The sequence below is a fragment of the Archangium primigenium genome, assembly GCF_016904885.1.
In the GTDB taxonomy this organism is placed as follows: domain Bacteria; phylum Myxococcota; class Myxococcia; order Myxococcales; family Myxococcaceae; genus Cystobacter; species Cystobacter primigenius.
Genome location: NZ_JADWYI010000001.1, coordinates 6,162,332 through 6,182,392, shown reverse-complemented (window position 1 = coordinate 6,182,392; position 20,061 = coordinate 6,162,332). Strand labels below are relative to the sequence as shown.

General features: G+C 73.6%; 11 protein-coding genes (1 of these 11 running past the window's edge). 6 read left to right on the top strand and 5 right to left on the bottom strand.

The genetic code is table 11. From position 1 onward, the window contains the following. Positions 1 to 23: 23 nt before the first annotated feature. The 4 genes from I3V78_RS25260 to I3V78_RS25245 all read right to left on the bottom strand — a co-directional run bounded on the left by I3V78_RS25260 (position 24) and on the right by I3V78_RS25245 (position 3,491). Positions 24 to 224, bottom strand: a complete 201-nt coding sequence (locus tag I3V78_RS25260; RefSeq protein WP_204491000.1) for a hypothetical protein — start codon at positions 222 to 224, stop codon at positions 24 to 26. A 177-nt stretch (positions 225 to 401) separates the two neighbouring features. After that, a complete protein-coding gene (locus I3V78_RS25255; protein WP_204490999.1) occupies positions 402 to 1,322 on the bottom strand; it encodes an MsnO8 family LLM class oxidoreductase in 921 nt (306 codons plus the stop codon). Between the two features lie 5 nt (positions 1,323 to 1,327). Next, positions 1,328 to 2,554, bottom strand: coding sequence for a lanthionine synthetase C family protein (locus tag I3V78_RS25250; RefSeq protein ID WP_204490998.1), 1,227 nt, complete (start codon positions 2,552 to 2,554; stop codon positions 1,328 to 1,330). 193 nt (positions 2,555 to 2,747) lie between these two features. After that, positions 2,748 to 3,491 (bottom strand): dienelactone hydrolase family protein, encoded by a 744-nt coding sequence (locus I3V78_RS25245; protein WP_204490997.1) that lies wholly within the window; start codon positions 3,489 to 3,491, stop codon positions 2,748 to 2,750. A 153-nt stretch (positions 3,492 to 3,644) separates the two neighbouring features. On the opposite strand from I3V78_RS25245, the gene I3V78_RS25240 reads away from it, so the two are divergent. The 3 genes from I3V78_RS25240 to I3V78_RS25230 all read left to right on the top strand — a co-directional run bounded on the left by I3V78_RS25240 (position 3,645) and on the right by I3V78_RS25230 (position 6,348). After that, positions 3,645 to 4,739 carry a caspase family protein gene (locus I3V78_RS25240; RefSeq protein ID WP_204490996.1) on the top strand — a complete coding sequence of 365 codons (1,095 nt, stop codon included), beginning with the start codon at positions 3,645 to 3,647 and terminating at the stop codon, positions 4,737 to 4,739. Positions 4,740 to 4,854: 115 nt separating this feature from the next. Beyond that, positions 4,855 to 5,499, top strand: a complete 645-nt coding sequence (locus I3V78_RS25235; protein ID WP_204490995.1) for a TetR family transcriptional regulator — start codon at positions 4,855 to 4,857, stop codon at positions 5,497 to 5,499. A gap of 42 nt (positions 5,500 to 5,541) precedes the next feature. Further along, positions 5,542 to 6,348: an SDR family NAD(P)-dependent oxidoreductase gene (locus I3V78_RS25230; RefSeq protein ID WP_204490994.1), complete on the top strand. Its 807-nt coding sequence runs from the start codon at positions 5,542 to 5,544 to the stop codon at positions 6,346 to 6,348. Positions 6,349 to 6,360: 12 nt separating this feature from the next. Here the strand turns inward: I3V78_RS25230 and I3V78_RS25225 are convergent, their stop codons facing one another. Further along, positions 6,361 to 7,290: a peptidylprolyl isomerase gene (locus I3V78_RS25225; protein ID WP_204490993.1), complete on the bottom strand. Its 930-nt coding sequence runs from the start codon at positions 7,288 to 7,290 to the stop codon at positions 6,361 to 6,363. A 220-nt stretch (positions 7,291 to 7,510) separates the two neighbouring features. Between I3V78_RS25225 and I3V78_RS25220 the strand changes: the two genes are divergently transcribed. The 3 genes from I3V78_RS25220 to I3V78_RS25210 all read left to right on the top strand — a co-directional run. Further along, positions 7,511 to 8,332, top strand: a complete 822-nt coding sequence (locus I3V78_RS25220; RefSeq protein WP_204490992.1) for a peptidyl-prolyl cis-trans isomerase — start codon at positions 7,511 to 7,513, stop codon at positions 8,330 to 8,332. A 102-nt stretch (positions 8,333 to 8,434) separates the two neighbouring features. Continuing rightward, positions 8,435 to 10,066 carry a trypsin-like serine peptidase gene (locus I3V78_RS25215; RefSeq protein WP_204490991.1) on the top strand — a complete coding sequence of 544 codons (1,632 nt, stop codon included), beginning with the start codon at positions 8,435 to 8,437 and terminating at the stop codon, positions 10,064 to 10,066. Then, positions 10,063 to 20,061: the start of an Ig-like domain-containing protein gene (locus I3V78_RS25210; RefSeq protein ID WP_204490990.1), read on the top strand. 20,106 nt of this gene lie beyond the right edge of the window; only the first 9,999 of its 30,105 coding nucleotides appear in the window; it begins with the start codon at positions 10,063 to 10,065; the stop codon falls past the right edge of the window. Before I3V78_RS25215 ends, I3V78_RS25210 begins: the two co-directional genes overlap by 4 nt.

The window sequence follows — 20,061 nt, the reverse complement described above, 5'->3', positions numbered from 1 at the left end:
GCTGCTCCGCCTTCGTGTCGGGCTCAGTCGTTGTCGTTGTCGTGGCCCGTGGTGTTGCAGCCGCCGCCGCGGGTGAAGAGGCACTGGCAGCGGCCCTTCTTGTTGCCACCCACCACCCCGTCGAGGAGATCCAGCTGGCTGTCGTCCAGCGTGCGCAGCGTCTCCTTCTTGAAGGACAGCTTCAGGGTCTGGGGCTCGGTCTGGGTCTTGGTGTCGTCGCTCATGGTCTTCTCCGTGTTCGCTTTCGCGCCGGTCAGTAGGAGGTTTGTCCTCATCGCCGCCGGTGAAGGAATATTCGTGACGGCACACGGATTCCTGAACCCGTCCCGAGAAACCATTGCCCTGACAATTTCCATTCTCTTGGAAAGGTGTCTGGGATTTCTCGGGGACCGAGCCTGACTTCACGCCGTCTGTTGGAGCGGGGGCGCCGACGTGGTCAGTCCCAGCGCGGCCGACAGCAGCCGGTAGCAGCGCAGCCGCGAGGCGCTGTCGGGGGCGCGGTCGTGGAAGACGAGCTCGTCTGTCTGGTAGCGGTGGGCGATGGCCTCCAGCTTCTGGCGGCACTGCTCGGGATTGCCCACCACGGACAGGTGGGGCGCGGCGTTGCCCACGTGCTCCACCGCGAGCGCCCGGGCCTCCTCCTCCGTTTCCGCGCACAGGCCACTGACGGCCACCACCAGCTCCGGCCGCGCCAGCCACCGGTTGGAGCGGAACGCGTCCAGGTAGCGCGCGGCGATGCTCGGATCGTCCTTGCTCTGGGCATGGGCGAGCGAGAAGCCGAAGCTGGCGCCGTGCTCGGCCGCCAGGCGCGCGGTCTCGGGACGCGACAGGCCCAGCATCCAGAAGGGAGGGGCGGGCGTGCCCAGGGGCTGGAAGGCCGGCGCGACCTCGCCCCGCATGAGCGAGAGCAGGTGCAGGGTGCGCTGGGCATGCGCCTCGCGCACCTCGGCCAGGGGCGGGCCCCCGTCGCGCAGCGCCGCGACCACGTCCGGCGCGGCCTCGCCCCCGCCCACGCCCAGGTCGATGCGGCCCGGGAAGAGGGACTCGAGCAGCCGGAACGCCTTGGCCACGCGCAGGGGACTGTGCAGCTTGAGCAGCATGCCCGCCACGCCCACGCGGATGCGCTCGGTGGAGCCCGCCACCAGCGGCACCATCATGTCGGGCGCGTGTTGCGCGTACTCCAACTCGTGGTGCTCGGCCATCCAGAAGCGCGAGTAGCCGAGCTTCTCCGCCTCCTGGGCGAGGAAGAGGGTCTCGTGGAGACTGTGAAAGGGTTTGAGCCCTTCACGCATCGGACAGAAGTCGAGGATTCCCAGGCGCATGGGCGTCAGACCTCCGGGGGGGTGGGGGGAGAGTCGAGGGAGAAGAGGAAGGTCTCGTCCCAGTCGGGGGGCTGGTCCGTGGCGGCCGCCATCAGCATCAGCGCGATGCCCGCGGCGCCGAACTGCACGTCGGTGACGGGGGCGTTGGGATCCTGCTCGTGGCAGTACCCCCCGGGGCCGACGCCCGGCCGGCGCAGGGCCAGCGTGTGTTCGATCCACCGCCGCGCGGCCTCCCCGAAGACGGACTGCCCGGTGGCCTGGTACAGGCGCAGGAAGACGTGGGCGGTGCCCGCCGTGCCGCAGCACAGGTTGGCGCTGGGGTGCGAGGGCGCGCGCTCCAGCGCCTCCAACGCCACGCGCGTGGCCCAGTCCAGGGTGCGCGCCTCCCACGCGGCGTCCTTCCAGGTATGCGCCGCCCACCACAGGGCCGCGGTGATGCCGGGGTTGCCCACGCACCAACTGAAGCGCGTGTCCGTCACGGGCTCGGCGCCGTTGAGGTAGTGCGGAAAGCGCGGGTGGCCCGGCGCGGCGTGGTTCGCCACCCACCGGAAGCCCTCCTCCAGCAGGGGCCGCGTGTGCTCGCGCGACACGCCATGCGCGTGCGCCAGGCTCAACAGGCACAGGGCGCCGGGAATCCCGTGCGCCAGGCCCATCGTGTAGAGGCCCTGGGGGAAGGTGGCGTCCGCGCCGTAGAGCGACCAGCGGCTCGGGGGCATGGGCCAGGTGGCGCCCAGGGCCGAGCGCTCGGCGGCCTCGTGGGCCCGCGCCACCGCGCGCTCGAGCAGCCGCCGCCCGCTCGGGTGCGGCATGCGTTTGGCGGCGTACAGCCCCATGCCCGCGAGCCCATCGCGGATGTCGCACGGGTGGGGCCACGGCGAGCGGTTCATCTCCACGTCCAGGGACTCGTCCACCCAGACGCACAGCTCCTCCACCTCCAGCGCGGGGTGGCGGGCGGCCAGGTGGGACGCCGCCCAGCCCACCCCGGCCAGTCCCTCGTGCAGGCTCAGGGGCGGACGCGCCCGGCGGGTGAAGAGCGCCGCGGCGCGCTGGAGGCTGCGCGCGGCGTGGTCGAGCCACTTGGGGGCGAGCGAGCGGGCGGCGGCCTCGTAGAAGAGGGCGTAGCCCGTGTGGCCCGCGATGAGTCCAGGCGTCTTGCCCAGGGGAAAGGCCGCGGTGTCCTCGACGATGGCCTCGGCGACTTCCAAGGCCTGACTCCGCAGGGAACCCGACAACAATGGCTTCCAGGAGTGGTTCATGCGCACCCGCTTCCGAAAGGAGGGGGGCACATTACGGTTCGCCTGGCGGCTCGCGCAGGCCCCGCGCCCCGGCTCCGTCTTGAATTGGGCGGGCGAGCGTCGGTCGGTGTCGGGGCCTCGGCGGAGGGGCACTCCGCCAGGGTGATGCGGGGATGTGTGACGGGGTCGGTCAGGCGCGCAGTGTGCGGCCCCACAGCTCCAGCATCCGCGTCCAGTGCTGCGCGGCGGCGTCCGCGTCATACGCCTCCGAGCCCTCCACCGCGAAGCCGTGGCGCGCGCCCACGTAGAGCTCGGAGCGGTGCTTGACGCCCGCCTCCTTGAGCGCCGCCTCCAGCCGGGCGATGGCGTCCGCGGGCATGGAGCCGTCCTGATCCGCGTGGCCGAAGTACAGCTCGCCCCGCACCTGTCCCACCACCCGGTGGGGGCTCTCGGGCGCATCCGTCGCCAGCCGCCCGCCATGGAAGGAGGCCGCCGCGGCGACGCGCTCGGGGAAGGTCGCGGCGATGTGCACGGCCATGCCGCCGCTCATGCAGTAGCCCACCACGCCCGCCTTGCCCACCACGCCCGGCTGGCGCGCGAGGAAGTCCAGCGACGCGGCGGCATCCAGGCGCACGCGCTCGGGGGACAGCGTGGCCATGAGGCCGAAGATGCGCTTGCGGAAGGCCTCGTCGTGCTGGAAGGAGCCCTGCATGTTGGGCAGGGGGGCGCGGCCCTCGCGGTAGTAGACGTGGGGCAGCAGCACCACGTAGCCCGCGTCCGACAGCCGCTGGGCCATGGACTCGAACGCGGGCCGGGTGCCCCCGGCATCCGTGAGCAGGAGCACGGCCGGCCACGGACCCGCGCCCTCCGGGCGATACAACTGCGCGTCCATCGTGCCATCCGCGGTGGGGATCTCGACGTCCTGCCGGGCCATGGGTGCCTTTCGGTTGAGCCAGGCCCATCGTTCGCCCAACGGCACGGACGAGGCAAGCGGATCCACCGGGGTGTTCGCGGGACGTCACAAGCGGCGTGGGCCGTCTCTCTCCGGACGACCCACGGAGACGAACACAGGGCGACGGGAGTTCCCATGGCGACAGGCCTTTCGATCCACATCGGGCTCAACCACGTCAATCCCGCGGCCTACGGCGGCTGGGACGGCGCGCTGGCGGGCTGCATCAACGACGCGCGGGACATGCAGCGCATCGCCGACGGGCTGGGCTACCGCTCCCTGCTGCTCGTCGAGCACCAGGCCACCTCCGCCCGCGTCGTCCAGGAGCTGGGTCTGGCCGCGCGGCGGCTCACCTCGGGCGACATCCTGCTGGTGACCTACTCGGGGCACGGCGGACAGACGCCGGACGTGAACGGCGACGAGGCGGACGGCCAGGACGAGACGTGGGTGCTGTGGGATCGGCAGTTGGTGGATGACGAGCTCTACGCGCTCTGGTCACGCTTCGCCCCGGGCGTGCGCATCGTCCTCCTGTCGGACAGCTGCCACAGCGGCACCGTCCTGCGGATGCGCGAGGCGCCGCCGGGCATGGAGACCTCGCCCCGGCTGGAGGCCGTGCGGACGATGCCGCTCGACGTCCGCGAGGCCCTCGCCGCGCGAGACGCGGCCGGGCTCGCCACGGCGCAGTGGGTGGCCGGACCGGCGGAGCGCGCGCCCGTCCAGGCGAGCGTGCTGCTCATCTCCGGCTGCATGGACCATCAACTCTCGCTGGACGGCGCGGCCAACGGCCTCTTCACCGAGAAGCTCAAACAGGTCTGGAACAGCGGCGGCTTCACCGGGGACTACCGGAGCTTCCACGCGGCGATCGTCTCGCGCATGCCCGCGTCGCAGACCCCCCACTTCGCGACGGCTGGCGTCCCCCACCCGCGCTTCGAGGCCCAGCGGCCCTTCACGCGCGCGGCCCCGAGCGAGTCCCCAACGGTCCGGCCCACCGTGCGCTATGGCGACAGCGGCCCTCATGTCCTCTACCTGCAGCAGCGGCTGAGCGCGTGGGGGGACGTGCTCCTCCTGGATGGCGAGTTCGGCCCCACGACCCATGCGTGTGTCCTGAACTTCCAGCGCGTCCGCGGCCTCATGGCCGATGGGGTGGTGGGCCCGCTCACCTGGCGGGCCTTGGAGGGACGCGCCCCGATGTCTCCCGACGTCTCGGACGGCGCGGAGCAGCCCGCCTGCTGACCCGGCCCGCGTCCTCCCCCTCGTGCCGCGTTTTAAGTCGGTTGACTTCATCAGTCGTCCGACTTAATCGTGTCGGCGTGGGTGGATGGGAGAGACCCTTTCCGGAGGTGGTGGCGTGCGCCCGAGCAAGTCCGACCGAGGCAGCGAGACGCGGGAGCAGATCCTGATCACCGCGGAGCGGCTGTTCGCCGAGCACGGCGTGGAGGCCGTCTCCAACCGACAGGTGAGCGAGGCGGCGGGCCAGTCGAACAACTTCGCGGTGGGCTATCACTTCGGCTCCAAGGACGAGCTGGTGCTGGCGATCGTGCGGCGGCACGCCGAGTCGGTGGAGCGGCGCCGCGCGGAGATGTTCGAGACGCTCGCCGGCTCGACCGACCTGCGCGACTGGGTGTCGTGCCTCGTGCGGCCGACCATCGAGCACCTGGAGTCGCTGGGCAGTCCGACCTGGTACGCGCGCTTCATCGCCCAGGTGACGACGAACCCGACGCTGCGCGAGCGCGTCACCCAGGAGGCCTTCGCCTCGAGCACGCTCCAGCGGCTCGTGGAGGGCATGTTCCGCCTGGTGCCGCGGCTTCCCGAGCATGTGCATCAACAGCGCGGGGTCATGTGCCGGCTGCTCATCGTGCAGCTGTGCGCCGAGCGGGAGCGTGAGCTGCAACAGGGCACCGCCGCGCCCCACGCGACGTGGGCCGCCACCGCGGACGTGTTGGTCGACGCGCTCGTGGGGTTGTGGCTGGCCCCCGACACCTCCCGACGCTGAGCCCGAGCGGATGACCGTGACGAGAGAGGCCGTGAGAAGACCATGAGAATCCAGGACAAGGTGTTCGTCGTGACGGGGGGCGGCAGTGGCATGGGCCGCGCGTTGGTGCACGCGCTGCTGGCCAAGGGGGCGCGGGTCGCCGCGGTGGACATCAACGCGGCCGCCCTGGAGGAGACGCTCACGCAGGCGGGCGCGCGGCGGGATCGGGTGGCCCCCTTCACGGTCAACGTCGCGGAGCGGGCCCAGGTGGAGGCGCTTCCCGAGCAGGTCATCGCCCGCTTCGGGGCGGTGGATGGCCTCATCAACAACGCGGGCGTCATCCAGCCTTTCGTCAAGCTCAAGGACCTGGACTACGCGGCGATCGACCGGGTGATGAACGTCAACCTGTTCGGCACGCTCTACATGACCAAGGCGTTCCTGCCCCACCTGCTCGCGCGCCCCGAGGCCCACCTCACCAACATCTCCAGCATGGGCGGCTTCCTGCCCGTGCCAGGGCAGACCATCTACGGCGCGACCAAGGCGGCGGTGAAGCTCCTGACGGAGGGGCTGCACTCGGAGCTCCAGGACACGAACGTCCGCGTCATGGTCGTCTTCCCGGGGGCCATGAACACCAACATCATGGTGAACTCGGGGCTGACGTCCGGGCCCTCCGCGCAGGGCGACGCGGGCGCCATCAAGACGCTGGCGCCGGATACGGCCGCGCGGCTCATCCTCGAGGGCATCGAGCACAACCGCTACCGGGTGCTGGTGGGCTCGGATGCCCGGTTCATGGACGCGCTCTACCGGCTCAACCCCCAGCGCGCCGCGGGCTTCATCGCGAAGCAGATGGCCGCGCTGCTGTCCAAGTAACCCCCACGGGCGTCAGGGAACCGTCCGGGCGTTGCCCGCGTCGTCTCCCTGGAGCGTGACGGCGTCGAGCGCCTGCTCGTCGATCCGGATCTCGCCCTTTTGCTTGAGGGCGGCGGTGAAGGCGTCCAGGCCCTGGGAGCGCTTCTCCTGGAGGAGCCGGTTCTCGATGCGCGCGCGGGCGCTCTCCAGGCTCTGCTCCTGTCGCGGTTGCCGCGCCAGCAGCTTGAGCAGATGCAGTCCCCGCTCCGAGGCCACCTCCGACAGCTCACCGACCGACTTCAGCCCGAAGGCGGCTTCCGCCACCGGCGCGCCCCACTGGGCGGCGAGTTCCTCGCGCGTCTTGAAGCCGAGGTCGCCCTCCACCTCCCGGGTGGCGGCATCGTCCGAGCGCGCGCGGGTCAGTTCGCCGAAGGCCCGCGTGTCTCCGCCGGCCTCCCGCCGCCGCGCGTCCGCCAGCAGGCGGGCCGCCTCCTGTTGCACCTGGGCCCGCCGGGCATCTCCACGGGCCGAGGCCAGGAACACCTGGCCCACCCGCACGCGCTCGGGCCGCACGAACTCGGTGAGGTGGTCCTGGTAGTACGCCTTCAGCTCCGCTTCGCTCACCGTCCCGGCCGCCGCGGCCTGCTTCTGGATGAGCTTCTGCACCATCAGCTTCTCCAGCGTGGCCTTCACCTCGGGATCCTGGTCCAACCCCTGACGCCGCGCCTCCTGGGCGAGCACCTCGAAGCGGATCATGCCGCCCAGGAACTCCTTCTTGGACTCCAGCGAGGTGTAGCGCGAGCGGATGAACGCCGGCTGCTCCTCCAGCTTCGCCTTGAACGCGCGGGCGGTGATGGCGCCGTCACCCACCCGGGCGACAAGGGTCTCCCCGGGGGCCACGCCGGAGGTCTCGTTCCCAGCCCGCCCACCGCAGGCCTGCAGGAGCATCAGTGCGGCGGCCATGGCGGTCTTCGACGGAGTCATGAGCGGGGACGCAGTCTACCCAGGGGCCTTCTCGCCATTCAACCCGGAGTAAAGCGCGCGGCTTGTCCCTCCGGGGAGCCCGCGTCACAATCCACCGCGGGTCTTCACCTGGGGTGTGCGTCTGCGTCGGTCCATCGTATCGAGGGGACTTGTCCTGCTTGTCCTGGGAAGTGGCTGTGGAGCGGGGACGACCCCGCCCGTGGCCCCCCCTCCTTCGTCCGCCGACGGCCCCCAGGTGGCGCGCTTCGTGGGAGGAAGCCTCTCGCTCGAGGAGTTGCGGCGCGAGTCTCAGCGCTTGCCCCCGTCCTTGCGCGAGCAGTTCGAGAGCGAGGCGGGACGGCGCGAGTTCGTGGGGGCCCTGGTGGACAAGCGGCTGATGGTGCTGGAGGCCCGGCGGCGGGGCCTGGCCGAACAGCCGGAGATCGTCCGGCAGGTGCGGGAGTTGGAGGAGCGGCTCGTGGTCCAGGCCCTGCTCGCGCAGGAGGAGCGGAACCTGGGGCCCCCGAGCGAGGCGGAGCTGCGCGCCTATCACGAGGCGAACAAGGACAGCTTCCGACAGCCCGAGCGGCTTCGCGTCACACGGGTGTTGGCCGCGGTGGGGCCGGGGCGGGGCTCGGCGGAGCAGGCCCGGGCGCGCGTCCGGGCGGAGCAGTTCGCGCGGCGCCTGCGCGCGGGTGAGCCCATGGCACGCGTGTCCTCGGAAGGAGAGGGGCCGGAGCGGGCGCGCCAGGGGGAGCTGGGACTGCTCGTCCGGGGCGCGGGGCGGGACCCCCGGCTGGAGCGGGCCGCGTTCGCGCTCACCCGGCCGGGCGAGGTGTCGCCCGTCGTGGAGCTCGAGGACGGCTTCGCGGTGCTCCAGCTCGTGGAGCGGCTGCCAGGTCGGACACCGCCCTTCGAGGAGGTCCGCTCGGAAGTGGAGGGCCGGCTGGCGCCCACGCGTCAGCGCGGGGTCTTCGATGCCCTGCGCGCGCGGCTGCGGAGCACGGCGGAGGTCCAGGTCGAGCTGACACCGACGCCCTGATTGCCACCCAGAACCTCCTGTGCGTAAGGTTGGCTTCACTTTCCGTGAAGCCCTGGGGGCGGCGGACAGTCACGAACCGTCAACGACAGAGGGGAGGGCGGGATGCGGTCCTGGGTCACATGGCTCGGCGTTGCGCTCGTCCTGCTCGGGGGCGGATGTCGCGACACGCCCTCCTCCAGGGAGGATCCGCCGCCCGGGAAGACGGCCCAGGTGCGTGACGCCATCATTCACGGCGTATCGGGCCGCCAGGACGTGTTCCAGGTCGCCGACAACACCCTGCGCGAGCGGGCCATGCGCTCCAGCGTGGCGCTGGTCCACGCGAACGCGCTCGATGCCCGCGATCCCGAGAACATCCAGTTCCTCGCGCGGAGCGTGTGGGACGTTCATCGGCTGTGCGATCCGCCCTACAGCACCACCCGCGACCTCGCCCCGGCATTCTGCTCCGGAACCTTGATCGATGACGCGCTGGTGCTGACGGCCGGCCACTGCGTGCCCACCGCCGAGGCCTGTGCCCAGACCCGCCTCGTCTTCACGTTCTACCGGGCCGATTATTACGGCCTCGCGCCCCGCACGCACGAGGATGTCTTCCAATGCCAGGACGTCGTCGTGCGCGCCCGGGGACAGGTGGCCGGGCGTGACCTGGACTACGCCATCCTCCGGTTGGATCGTCCCGCCACCCCGCGCTTCGCCTCCGCCCCCCTGCGCGCGGGCGCGCGCCCCATGGCGGCACGCGAGCCGGTGGCGGTCATCGGCACCAGTGGTGGCACCGCGCTCACCCTCGACGCGAGCGGCACGGTGCTCTCGGCGCGCGCGGAGGTCCGGGACTATTTCGTCGTCGACGCGGACATGGCCGTGGGCAGCGCGGGGGCGGGGGTCTACGAGCTGCGGGGCCACGGGCTCGCGGGGGTCCTGGCGCGTGGCGAGCTGGACCATGTCCTCGCCCCGGGACGTGACTGCTGGACGGAGCGCGTGTGTACCGGGCCCGTGGGGTGCCGGGGCCAGGACGTCACCTACGTGCGCCCGGCCCTCGAGGCCTACTGCCAGGCCGAGTCCAACCCCCGCCTGTGTCCGCCCCCGGAGGCGACCCCCTCGCCGGAGGCCCAGGACTTCACCGCCACCGGCACTGGCTCGGCGCGACACGACACCTTCAATTACACGGTGCGCTTCACGGCGGGAGACCGGGTCCTGCTCGGCACCTGTGGCGTGCCGCTCGCCTCCGCCCACGGCGACACCAGCCTGCGGCTGATGTCCCCCTCCGGCACGGAGCTCGCGTTCAATGACGATGCCTGCGACAGCCGTGGCTCCCAGGTCGAGTTCTTCGCCACCGAGACGGGCGACTACGAGGTGCGCGCGGGCTGCCACGGCGAGGAGTCCTGTGGCGGCACCGTCGCCTGGAGCAAGTCCTCGGCCCATGGCAGCCGGGACTACAGCGCGAGCGATACCAACAGCGCCTCCAGGAACACCGTGAACTGGACCCTCCGTCTCTTCGCCGGGCAACACCTGGTCCTGGGCACCTGTGGTGTTCCAGGCGCGAGGGATTGGGGCGGCGCCGTGCTCCGCCTGGAGGGACCCTCGGGGTCCGAGGTGTCCTCGAGCTACACCTGCAGCAGCCCGGGCAGTGGAGGCAATCTCACCTACACCGTTCCCCCGGAAGGCGGTGGCGAGTACCGGGTCCGCGCCGGCTGCTTCGGCTCCGCGTCTTGTGGGGGCACGGCCGCCTGGAGGATCCAATGAGCCGCACGCTCAGGGCTCGGGGCGCGGGGTGGGGGGTCCTGCTGGCCCTCGTGCTGCCCCTCACGGCCTGGTCCGCGACGGTGACGTCCACCTTCCCCGTGGTGCCGCTCGCGCCGGGACTCCAGGCCGTGGAGGTGGGGGTCGAGGTGCGGGGCCCCACGGAGCAGGTGTTGATGTCCGTGCGTGGGCTGTCCGCCTCGCGGGGCGCCTTCGCCGCGCTGACGGACGTGGTCGTGGATCGCGACCACGCGGGGGCCTTGTCCTTCCACGTGCTCGTGCCGCTCTCCCAACCCTTCCCGGAGGACGGGGTGCTGGAGGTGGTGGCCCGGCCGGTGGGGGAAGGGGAGGGCGAGGCACTCACCACGCGCTTCGAGGCCTCGGCCCCGCCGCCGCGCTTCGGGGGTGTACCGGTGCGCGTGCGCGCCGAGCCCTCGCGCCAGGTGCTCACCCTGGAGCTGGCCTACGAGGGCGCCGTGGTGGCCGCGCGCGCCTCCGTGGTGGGCGCCTCCGCCGAGGCGCTGCGCCGCGTCCACGGCAGCCTGGAGGACGTGGGACCCGTGGCCTTCGTCCAGGTGCACCGCCTCACGGCGCGTCCGTCCTCCGCCACCCCGGGCCGTGTCTTCTTCTCCGTCCCGCTTCCCGCCGAGCCCCTCCCGCATGACGGCGTGGTGATCGCCGACGTGTCGCTCGAGGACGCCTTTGGCCGCACGGTGCACGCCTCTGCCGTGGAGTTCACCCAGTCCACGACGTTCGATCCCGTGGTGGGCGTGTCCGTGCAGCCCTCGCCCCTGTTGCTCTCCGAGGGCTTCGGCCAGCGCGTGCCCCTGCAGGTGACGGGCGCGTTCGTCCTCGCGGGCGAGGTGGACCTGTCCGGGCCCCACCGCGGCGTGCGCTACCGCTCGCTGGATGAGGGCGTGGCCTCGGTCACCGAGGACGGACAGGTGGTGGCGCGCGCCAACGGCGAGACGGACATCGAGGTCGTCTACGCCGGGCTCACCACCACCGCCCACGTGCTCGTGGACTCCAACGTGGAGGTGGTTCAGTGGGAGGTGTTGCCCGTCTCCGCGGTCATCCCCCGCGTGGGGGACGTGCTGCGGCTGGGGCTCGAGGGGGTGCTCAGCGATGGCCGGCGGGTGGACCTGTCCTCGCGCGCCCTGGGCACCACGTGGACCAGCCTGGATCCGGGTGTGCTCACCGTGGCCGCGGACGGCCGCGCCGTGGGCCTGCGTCCCGGAACCGCCCGGGTGGAGGCCCATCACGCGGGCTACTCGGCCCAGCGCCTGGTGGAGGTGCGGGACGGGCCTCCGGAGATCGTCCTCACCGCGCCCGGCACGGTGCGGGCCGGCTCCTCCTTCGAGCTGCGCGCCCGCGCCGAGGACGACGTGGCCCTGGCCCACGTGGAGTTCCTGGTCAACGGCGTGGCCGCCTCGCGGCTGACCGCGCCGCCCTTCGTGCTCAAGCTGCATGCGCCGCCAGTGGCCGGAGCGGCGATGGTGCTCGGCGCGGTGGCCGTGGACTCGCGGGGCAACCGCACCCGGGCGGCGGACGTCACCGTGAAGGTCCTGCCGGGGCAGGTGCCCAGCACCACGCCCGTCGTCCCCGAGCTGCCCCTGCCCGGCGCCCTGATGCTCGAGGGCCTGCCCCAGACGGTGAGCGTCACCAGCGGGGACTGGACGCAGGGGCTGCTCTCCCCCCAGGACTTCCAGCTCGTGAGCTTCTACGCGGATGGGGTTCTCCTGGGCACCAGCCGGGCGGCGCGCGTGGAGCTGCGCGAGTTCCAGCCGCCGCCCCCCGCGCCGAAGGAGTTCATCGCCGTGCCCGTCTGGGAGGTGAGCTTCGTGCCGCGCGTGGGGACCGCGGGCACCGTCGTGCCGCTCTACGCCGAGGTCGTGGATGCCCGCGGCGCCACGGCGCGGGGCCCCACCGTGCTGGCCCGGGTGGCGCGGGATGGGCCGCCGCTCGTCTCCGTCCGCAAGCCCTCGGGGCCCCGTGTCCACGCCACGGTGGGCCGTCCCGTGCGGCTGGAGGGCCTCGTCGAGGACGACGCCATCACGCTCGGCGTGGAGTTGTCCTTGCTGGCGGATGGCGCCCAGGCGAGCCGGACCCGGCTGGTGGGCGCGGGCCTCGCGGGCTCCCGCGCGGGCTCCTCGGCCTTCTCGCTCGAGTGGGTTCCACCCGCCGCGAGCGTGGGCCGCCTCGTGCGCTTGCAACTGGTGGCCCGGGACGCGGCGGGCAACGAGACGCGCGCCTCGCTGGAGGCGAGCGTCGTCGCGGACGCTCCGCCCCAGGTGGCCCTGCTGACCCCGGTGCCCGGGGGACAGGTGCTCGCGGGGACGTCGCCGGGGCTCACCGCCTCGGTGGTGGACGACAGCGCGGGGCCCGTGGAGGTGACGTGGCGCATCGACGGGGTGCCCGTGGGTGCCTCGAACGCGCCCCCCTACCGCGTCGCCTGGACGGTGCCCGTCTCGGCCGCGGGCCGGACCTTCCAGGTGCGCGCCACCGCGCGGGACTCCGCGGGCAACGAGGCCCAGGCCCAAGGCGAGGTCTTCGTCGTCTCCGACACCTCGCGCCCCTCCGTGTCGCTCGTCGTGCCACGCCCCCTCACCGAGGCGCCCGAGACGCAGGATCTCGTGGTGACGGTGGCCGGGCAGGACGATGCGCCGGTCACGCGCGTGGAGGTCCTGCTCGACGGCGAGCTGCTGTTCACCGACACCGCCCCCGGGCCCAACGGCGCGCTGCCGGGCTCCTTCCTCACCCACACGCTGCTGCGCTCCGCCCAGTTGCGCGGGCGCCAGCAGGTGCGCCTGGGCGCGCGGGCCCAGGACGCCTCCGGCAACGTGGGGACCTCGCCCGAGGTGCTCGTCAAGGTGCTGCCCGACACCGCCCCCACCGTGCGCTTCGTGACGCCCGGGGTCCCGGCGCGCGCCACCCTCGGCACCGTGCTGGAGATGAGCGCCGAGGCCGAGGACGACGTGGCCGTGGCGGCCGTGGAGTTCTTCGCCGACGGGAAGTCCGCGTGCCGCGCCGTCCTGCCGCCCTACCGCTGCGCCCTGCCGCTCGCGGGGGCCGCGCGCACCCTCGTCCTGCGCGCCGTGGCGTCGGACTCGGGCGGGCAGTCCAGCGCGGTGGAGCGCACCGTCCAGGTGAACGAGGACACCGAGCCGCCCCTGGTCGCCTTCCGCGCGCCCGCCGAGGGGGCCTTCGCCTTCGCGGGCCGGGAGCTCGTGGTGGAGGTCGCCGCCACGGACGACGTGGGCGTGCGCGAGGTGCAACTGTCCTTGGAGGGTCGCTCCCTCGGCACCCGGAGCGGGGGCGTGGCCGAGGGCCTCTACCGGCTCTTCAGTTGGCGGGTGCCCATCGCCCTGGAGGCCGCCGGACGCACGCTGTCGCTCCAGGCGGTGGCCACGGACACCTCGGGCCTCACGCGCTCGCGCGCGCTGGAGGTGCGCGCCCGCCGTGACGAGCCCCCCGCCGTCTCCCTCACCTCGCCCGCGCCCCACAGCGCCTACAAGGAAGGCGAGGACGTCCGCCTGGTGGTGACGGTGGCGGAGGACGACGGCGTCGTCGGGCTCGTGGGCCTCTCCGGTGGCAAGCGCCAGGGCCCGCTGCCCGAGACGGGGCCGCTCGTGGACGTGTCCAAGCCGCTCGCGCTCACCGTCCGCGCGCCGTCCATCAGCCGGGGCGAGCCCCCCACCGTGGGCGTGGAGGCGCGTGACACCGCCCGCCAGACGGGTCTGGCCCAGGTGATGCTCCAGGTGGCGCGCGACACCGAGGCGCCCACCGTGGTCTTGACCTCACCCCTGCCGCCCTCCACGGGTCGGCTCCAGGTGAACCAGGGCGGGGCGCTCTCGCTGCGCGTGGACACCCAGGACGACGTGCGGGTGGTGCGCGTCGCGGCGGTGGTGGATGGTCAGGAGGTCGCGGCGGTGGAGGGCCGCGAGCCGCTCGGCCCTCAATCCGAGCGCTTCGAGGAGGTGCGCCAGCCTCACCCCTCGCTGCCCGGGGAGTTCCTCGTCAGCCGCCGCTACCTGGGCACCTTCGCCGGCACGGTGGGCTTGGGGGCGCTCGCGCCGGGGCTCCACACGCTCGCGGTCCGCGCCCAGGACGCCGCGGGCAACACCACCACCACCCCGAGCCTGTCGGTGGAGATCCTCGAGGTGCGTGACCTGCTCCCGCCCCGGGTGACGCTGGCCCTGGTGGACGTGCCGGACGAGCTCACGTGCGTGGCCGGCGCGCGGGTGAAGCTCCAGGTGGAGGCCTCGGACGACGTGGCGATCCACGAGGTGGCGCTCAGCTTCGAGGGCGTGCCGGTGCCCCTGGTGAAGCCTCCGCGCGGCGCGCCCACGCGCTGGAGCGAGGAGGTCTCCTTCGTCCTGCCCGCGCTCGGCGCGGAGGACCGACGCGACGTGACCTTCCTCGCGCGGGTGACGGATGGGGCCCAGCACGTGAGCGTGGTGCGGCGCACCTGTCGGTTGAGCCCGGACACGCCGCCCCAGGTGCGGTGGGTGGGGCCCGGGGCGGGGAGCGTCCTCACCGAGGAGCGCACCGAGCCCGTGCAGGTGGAGGTGAAGGACGACGTGGGCGTCCGGCGGGGCCTGCGGGTGCTGTCCACCTCGGCGGTGGCGGTGCCGGGCCTCGCGGACCTCGAGCTCGAGGCGCCGGCGGCCCACACGGGCCTGGGCGTGCCGCGCGCGACCCTGGTGCTGGGCGGGGGCACGGGCTTCTCCGTGGAGGCCCGCGAGGGGCGGCTCCGGGTGACGCCCGCCGCGGAAGGGCAGGGCGGCGAGGGGAGCACGGAGGGGCGGTTGCTGCTGAGCGTGGAGCCCTCGCCGGAAGGGGAGGGCGCCCAGGCGCAGGTGCGCTGGCGCTACACGGTGAAGGCGGGCCGCGAGGACAGCGCCGCCCTCCAGGCCTTTCGTCAGGCCTATCCCGAGGGCACCGCCCGGCGCCCGCTCGCCGCGCCCACGTACGCCACGGCGCTGCTCTTTCCCGCCCAGGACATCGAGTTGGAGGAGGTGGACATCCAACTGACCCAGGTGTCCGAGGAGGCCCGGGCGCTGGCGGTGACGCGGCTGGGCCTGCGGGGCTGGGGCTCGCCCCGGTTGCAACTGCGCGCCGAGGCCGCCGGGGAGCGCGTGGCCTTGCAGCGCTGGTCGCCCTCGCCCGTCACCCGTCCCGGTGAGGCACGGCGGGTGGAGGAGACGGTGTGGGTGCCCGCCGGGATGGCCCCGCGCGACGCGCGGCTGACGGTGCTCGCCGAGGACACGGGCGGCCGGGTGGGCGTCGCCTCCACGGTGTTCGCCACGCGCGCGGACACCGAGCCGCCCCGCGTGTCCATCCGCTCGCCCGGCAGTGGCGCGGTGGTGGTGGAGGACACCGTCTTCGAGGTGCGCGCCGAGGCCGAGGACAACGCGCGCCTGGAGCAGCTCGAGCTGTGGGTGGATGGGGTGTCGCGTCAGGCGGTGCGCGTGGGGGCCACGGGCGCGGCCGTCTCCCATGCCTTCTCGCTCTCGCTGCCGCCGCGGGCCTCGGGGCAGCCCGCGGAGCTGTCGGTGGTGGCGCGTGACGGGGCGGGCAACGCCACCGCGTCCGCGATCACCTACGTGAACGTGAAGCCGGATGGGGCGCCGACGGTGGCCTTCCAGGCGCTCTCGTCCCCGGTGGAGCAGTTCACCCGCGCCGAGCTCGACAGCGGCTACGTCCTCATGCTGCAGGGGGCCGCCGCCACGCTGGACCTGCTGCTCGAGGACGACGCGGGCCTGGCCTCCCTGCGCGTGCTGTTCGGCGACCAGGTGATCAAGGAGGCGGCCTTCACCGGCGCCCCGCGACGGCTCACCCAGCAGGTGACGTTCACCCCGCCCGTGGGCCGGGACGGCGCCCCCTATGTCCTGCTCGTGTCCGTCACCGACACCGCGGGCCAGACGAAACAGGGGCGGTTGATCATCGAGTCGCGCCGGCCCCGTGCCCCCGCGCTGGCCCTGGCCGCGCCCACGCCCGGCGCCACGCTCGCCGAGGGCAGCATCCAGCTGCTCTTCGACGCCGTGGCCGTGGACGACACCGGCATCGCCCGGGTGGAGCTGTTCCTCAACGGCCAGCCCGCGTTGAGCCTCTCGCGGGGACTGGACATCCCCTGGACCGACGACGGCGCCGGCCACGTCGTCATCACGGATCCCGCGCTCCGGCGCGCCTTCGAGTCGCTGCCCGCCGACGTCGCGGACCTCCAGCGGGTGAAGCACTTCCGTGGCCGGGTGGAGCTGCCTCCGGGCTTCGTCTCCCTGCGGCCGGGCCAGACCGACGAGGCCCTGCACCTGCGCGCCGTCGCCATCGACCAGGAGGGCCATCGCACGGTGCTCGAGCAGCCGCTGCGCATCGAGGCGGACGTGACGCCGCCGCTGGCGGACCTGCTGCGGCCCACGCCGGGCCGCAACGTGGTGGAGGGCACCTCGGTGCTCATCGAGGTGGCGGCGCACGACAACGTGCTCGTGGATCGCGTGGAGCTGCTGGCCGGCCCGAGCGCCAGCGCGCTGCGGGTGGTGCACGTGGCCGCGGGCTTCCCGCCCACCAACGCCGTCCCGGACTCTCCCTTCGACGTGTACGCGCCCGTGGTGCGCTACGCCTTCACCGTGCCCACGCTCGCGCAGCTCGGCTCCCCGCTGCCCGTGCCCTACTTCATCGCCGCGCGCGCCCGGGACCTCAGCGGCCACTGGACGGCGCCCGCCGACATCCTCCTGCAACCCATCGACATCGTCCCGGACCAGCCGCCCGGGGTGTCCATCCTCTCGCCCGCGGACGGCTCGCCCGCCGTGGCCGGCAGCCGGCTCACCGTGGTGGTGCTGGCCGAGGACGACGTGGCCGTGGGCAACGTGCGGCTCGAGGTGGATGGCACGCCCCTGCCCCTCACCCTGCAAGCGCCTCCCTTCAGCTTCCAGGTGCCCGTGCCCGACCGCTCGGGCGAGTTGCGGCTGCGCGCGGTGGCGGTGGACTCGGGGGGCCACGAGGTGGGCTCCCAGGTGCTGGTGCTCCCGCTGCGGGGAGATCAAGCCCCCACCGTCGCCGTGGCCCAGCCCCGTCCGGAGCAGCACCTCACCGAGGGCCGCGACTTCGCCCTGGTGGTGGCCGCCCAGGACGACGTGGCGGTGAGCAGCGTCGAGGTGCTCGTGGAGGGGGGCCTGTCGGGCCCGCAGCGCTTCGTGGCCTCGAGCCCTCCCTATTCCTTCCGGGTGCCCCTGCCTCCGGGCTCCGCCGGGCGCACGTTGCGCGTAACCGCCCGCGCCCGCGACTCCGCGGGCCACGAGTCCGTGTCCCCCGAGGTCTCCGCCCTGGTGGTGAAGGACACCGCGCCGCCCACCGTGTCGTGGCTGCGTCCCGTCGCGGGCGCGCAGGCCCTGGAAGGCTCGGTGCTGGAGCTGGAGGTGGACGCGCGCGACGACGTGGCCGTCACCAGCGTGGAGCTGAAGTTGGATGATCAGCCGCTCGCCCTCATGCCCGCGGCGCCCTTCCGGCTGTCGTACCACGTGCCCGCGAGCGCCAGTGGCCGGGCCCTGGTGTTCTCCGCCACCGCGAGGGATCCCTCGGGCAACACCACCGTGGCCACCCGCCGCCTGGAGGTGGTGGAGGACGAGCCCCCCACGGTGGCGGTGACCGCGCCCGCGCGGATCGTCGTGGGCAGTCCCGCGCTGCTGCGCGCGCGCGCCAGTGACGACGTGGCCATCACCGAGGTGGGCTTCCACCTGGGCGCCGACGCCGCCACCTCGCGCGAGGTGGCGCGGCGCTACCTGCTGCCCCACGAGGTCCGCTACACCGCCACCGAGGAAGAGGTGGGCACGGTGTTGACCCTGCGGGCGCGGGCGCGGGATCTCGCCGGGCACGAGGCCTGGTCGTTGCCCGCCTCCATCCAGGTGGTGCCGGACCAGCCGCCCGTCGTCGCGCTCACCAGGCCCCTGCCGGGCGAGTCCATCTTCGAGGGCCAGCGGCTGCGCCTGGAGGCCGAGGCCACGGACGAGGAGGGGCCCTTGCGGCAGGTGACCTTCTTCGTGGACGGGCGCAAGGTGCACGTGGCCACCCAGCCCGCGGGCATTCCAGGGGCGCCGAACCGCTTCGCCACCCACTACAGCCCGCCGGTGGGCACGGGCAACCGGCTGCTGCGGCTCACGGCGGTGGCGGTGGACGCGGTGGGGCAGGAGACGGAGTCCGCCCCAGTGGTGATTGGCACCGTGCGCGACACCGTGCCACCCGAGACCCAGCTCGCCCAGCCGCTCGCCGGAGACGTCGTCACCGAGGCGGAGCCCGTGCTCCTGAGCGCCGCGGCGATCGATGAATCGGCCGTGGTGGGCGTGAGCTTCCGGGTGGAGGGGACGCAGGTGGGTCCCCCCTCCACCGTGCCGCGCCCGGGCCCCTCGCAGCGCCCGCTGTATGACGGCACGTGGCTGCCGCCCTCGGGCTTCGCGGGCCAGCCGCGCACGATCGTCGCCGAGGCGGTGGACCCCTCGCAGAACCCGGGCCGCTCCGAGCCCGTCACCGTGGAGCTGGGCCTGCGCGCCGAGCCCGCGCTGGCGCTGGTGCCGGAGTCCTCCTCGCAGCGGCAGCGGGGCCTCTCGGGGGATGGCGAGGGGCTCGTGCTCCACGGGGTGACGGTCGAGCGGGTGGGTGAGCTGCCGCCGCCCTGGCCCCGGGGACGACTCGCGCTGGGGCGGTTGGACGCCAACGGCCTCGCGCGGCTCGGGTCGGTCAAGCTGCCCGGGGAGCCGGTGAGCACGACGATGCTGGGACGGCTGGCGCTGGTGGCGACCCGCCCCGTCTTCAATCCGGACAACAAGCAGACGACGCCCTCGCTGCTCCAGGTGGTGGACCTGTCCAACCTGGCGATTCCGCGCATCCGGGGCTCGGTGGAGCTGCCGGGCTCCGACGTGCACGAGGTGGTCGCCCGGGATCGGCTCGCCTTCGTGGCCAACGGGAGCGCGGGTGTCACCGTGGTGGAGCTGGGCAATCCGGACGCGCCCCAGCGCGCCTTCACCCGGCCGATGGTGGGGTCGGCGCGGGGCGTGGCCCTGGCGGACAAGTGGTTGCTGGTGGCCGCGGGGTCGGGGGGCCTGCGCGTGCTGGACGTGCGGGACCCGACCCTGCGCGAGCTGGGCTTCGTGGCGCTGCCCGGCGAGGCCACCCGCGTGGAGGTGGTGGGCTCGCGCGCCTACGTGGGGTGCTCCAGCGCCCAGGCGCCGCTCGCGGTGGTGGACCTGTCCACGCCCTCGCGGCCCCGGCTGCTGTCCCTGCTCTCGCACGCGCCGCGCCGCGCCGACCTGCTCGCCCGGGACGTGACGGACGTGGCCGTCTCCGGCGGCGTGGCCCTGGTGGCCACCGCGCTCACGGATCAGGAGTCCAAGCCCGTGAAGGGCCTCTTGTCCGCCGCGTGGGTGAAGGAGGACGGCACGGCCTCCACCTTCGTCCGGGCGAACCTGCCCGGGGCCCGGGACGTGGCCTTCAGTCAGGGGCGGCCGGTGGCGCTGCTGGGAGACGCGGCGCTCGGCGTCTTCACGCTCCCGCGCCTGACGGTGACGGGGATGGAGCCCGTGGCGGGGGCCGAGCAGGTGGCGCTCGACGCGCCCGTGCGGCTGACCTTCTCGCGCCCGCTGGACGCGGCCACCGTGACGGAGCAGACGGTGGTGCTGCGCTCGCGCGACGCCGTGCTCGGCCCGGTGGTGTCGGCGAGCGTGACGGTGGACGAGACCCAGGTGCGCCTCACGCCCCGAGCGCCCCTGGCGCCCCACACCGAGTACTTCGTCACCGTACTGCCCTCGGTCTCCGCCGAGGGGGGACTCGCGCTGGGCGAGCGCTTCGTGTCGCGCTTGCGCACGCGCACGGCCGCGGGTGAACCCCCCCGGGTGGCGGATGTGCGGCCGCCCGCAGGCCCGGTGGAAGGCGGCACGCGGGTGCGGGTGTGGGGCCAGCACTTCGCCCCGGGCGCCAAGGTGTTCTTCTCCGGCCAGGAGGCCACCCAG